The sequence below is a fragment of the Tunicatimonas sp. genome (assembly GCF_049647865.1).
GTDB lineage: Bacteria > Bacteroidota > Bacteroidia > Cytophagales > Cyclobacteriaceae > Tunicatimonas.
Window position 1 is genome coordinate 1 of sequence record NZ_JBARYM010000171.1, and the last position, 2,290, is coordinate 2,290.

Genomic DNA, 2,290 nt, shown 5'->3' on the forward strand with positions numbered 1-2,290 from the left:
CTTCAACAATGTTGGCCAGTACCCCCGCATCTCCGGTACCTACCGCGTTACCAAGAGCGGTAATATTTACTTCCCGCGTTCCTAACTTCTGAGAATTAACAATACGCCCCACTTCCTGCTGACCACGTACCCAGTGGGGAACCATTACAGGTTGAAGAAAAACGCTATCAAACCCATACTGCTGCATCAATTGTCGGCCCCACTCAACGGCAGCCGCCGCTTCGGGCGAGCCACTTACCCGTCCCCCTACATCTTTACAAAGACTGCGAAGGTTTTCGTAGGCTTCCCCGCGCAACAGCGTTTCATCGTAGATTTTACGCAACATAGTTGAGTCGTCTTGGGATTGTGCCGTTGTCGGAAGTATAGCAATTATTATCAATCCTATTGTTGTGTATAAATGCTTTTTCATTGGTTTAAGTTGGTAGGTAAAGTTTTAGTTTTCTATTAGTTCAGCATTGTGCAAGATGTACATCATACGGTCAGGGTTATTAGCGTTCAATTTTAGTGTTCCCCGTAGCTCAACTACTTCCGAAGAAAGTTCTAGGTTATTCTGACTAAATACTTCCATCACTGTTTCGGGACCCGCCCCACCGCAGAAGAAACAAGCGGCAATTGGCAAGGCTGATAATATAAAATACTTAGGTTTTAGATATGCCTCAAAAGGAATCATGTAGCCCTTTACGGTAACTTGTTGCCCGTCTAGCGCCTGCGCCTTATTGCCAAAAACTGGATATGATATTTCGTACCCGACCGAAGCATCGTAGCGATCTTCTATTTCTACATCCGACAACGTCTTCCAAACACTTGAGTTGGTTTGGCTCCAACTCAAATGGCTTATTATTACTAACACACCTATTAGAAAGCAGCCCAGCTTCATAGTACTTGGATAGATATTATCGAACCCCTAAATTAGTACGATTCCGTAAGAATACTACTAAGATGTTTGGTTTTCTTGCTACCTAACCAACGGATATTTTATTATGGCTATATCAACCGATCAGTTTAGTGTTACTCATCAACCCGAAAAAAAACGTTTCGCCATTCTTCTAGATGGAAAAGAAGCGGTATTAGAATATATTCCAGCTAAAAAATATTTGGTGTTTACGCACACGGAAGTACCTCAGTCACACGAAGGAAAAGGACTGGCTTCTCGCTTGGCGCATACTGGGTTAGAATATGCCAAAGAGGTTAACCAGCCAGTACTACCACTGTGCCCTTACGTAGCCATGTACATTCGTCGGCACCCAGAATATAAACCGCTGGTGCTACCGGGCTTTAATGTCTGAGCGGTGGAATTTAATAGCCTATCTTACCTGAAGGAAGGAACTGCCCAGCAACAAAGTGCCTATCGAGCACTTCATAGCCTTGATCTGTTTAACTACCTATCGGAGTATTATCCCTTACTCACTGGTACCGTGCCACTTAGAATTGACATCGATTCTAGTGATCTGGATATTTGCTGCGAGGTGCACACACCTAAACTGTTTGTGGATCAGGTAACTAAAGAATACGGTGACCTACCTAGTTTTCAAGTTTTGCGAATGCTTAGCCATAACCTTCTCGCTATATTAATTCGGTTTCGTTACCAAAGCTGGCCAATTGAACTGTTCGGACAACCGCTTCCGGCCACCAAACAACACGCTTATCGACACATGATTGTTGAGCACCGTATTTTGCAGCTAGCCAGTGTAGCCTTCCGTGAGCAAATAAAAGAGCTGAAACAGCAGGGAATAAAGACGGAACCAGCATTCGCTCAGTTACTAAATCTACAGGGTGATCCCTATCAAGCAGTACTAAATTTAGAAAATTATTCTGACGACCAGCTTTGGCAGCTACTGTCATCAAAGGGTTATACCGGAAAATAGTATATTGATAGCATGCTAGCTAAACTATTATTCGGACTAACCATTGTAACCATCCTAAACCTGACCAATGCTCACGCCCAAATGACTTTTCCCTGGCAACGGCACACTATTGATGATACCTCGTTTGGAGCCGACGGCACCAAGGTATGTTTTGCTAATCAAGACTCTTTGCCCGATATTATCACCGGCTGGGAGCAGGGCAACGTTACTCGGCTGTACTTTCATCCGGGCGATCTCACCAAAGGCTGGAGTTACGTAGAAGTGCCGTCACCTGCTGTAGAAGATGCTTTGGTGGTAGATTTAGACCAGGACGGCTTCTCTGACATTGTTACGTTATCCGAAGGAGATCACGAGCGAATAACCGTGCACTGGGCTCCTCCTAATTGGCAGCAGTACACTCAGTCTTCGGCGTGGAAGTCAGTAGA

Annotated in this window: 3 protein-coding genes and 2 pseudogenes; 3 read left to right on the plus strand and 2 right to left on the minus strand. The window is 44.7% G+C overall.

Annotation, left to right across the window (positions count from 1 at the left end):
• Together WBA23_RS05195 and WBA23_RS05200 are read right to left on the minus strand one after the other, a co-directional pair.
• A pseudogene (locus tag WBA23_RS05195) lies at window positions 1-325 on the minus strand (peptidase M28 family protein); the annotation flags it as partial.
• Window positions 326-433: 108 nt separating this feature from the next.
• On the minus strand, window positions 434-877 hold the full coding sequence (locus tag WBA23_RS05200; RefSeq protein ID WP_424581188.1) for a hypothetical protein: 444 nt from the start codon (window positions 875-877) through the stop codon (window positions 434-436).
• Window positions 878-980: 103 nt separating this feature from the next.
• Between WBA23_RS05200 and WBA23_RS05205 the strand changes: the two genes are divergently transcribed.
• The 3 genes and pseudogenes from WBA23_RS05205 to WBA23_RS05215 form a co-directional block, all read left to right on the plus strand.
• The gene (locus WBA23_RS05205; RefSeq protein ID WP_424581189.1) at window positions 981-1,286 is read left to right on the plus strand and encodes a GNAT family N-acetyltransferase; all 306 of its coding nucleotides are present in this window, start codon (window positions 981-983) and stop codon (window positions 1,284-1,286) included.
• Between the two features lie 3 nt (window positions 1,287-1,289).
• Window positions 1,290-1,865, plus strand: a complete 576-nt coding sequence (locus tag WBA23_RS05210) for a DUF4269 domain-containing protein (RefSeq protein WP_424581190.1) — start codon at window positions 1,290-1,292, stop codon at window positions 1,863-1,865.
• A 12-nt stretch (window positions 1,866-1,877) separates the two neighbouring features.
• Window positions 1,878-2,290 (plus strand): annotated as a pseudogene (locus tag WBA23_RS05215) (VCBS repeat-containing protein); the annotation flags it as partial.

Excerpts from the sequence above, each read along its gene's own strand:
- WBA23_RS05200 (WP_424581188.1), bottom strand. The coding sequence starts at position 877 with ATGAAGCTGGGCTGCTTTCTAATAGGTGTGTTAGTAATAATAAGCCAT.
- WBA23_RS05205 (WP_424581189.1), top strand. The coding sequence starts at position 981 with ATGGCTATATCAACCGATCAGTTTAGTGTTACTCATCAACCCGAAAAA.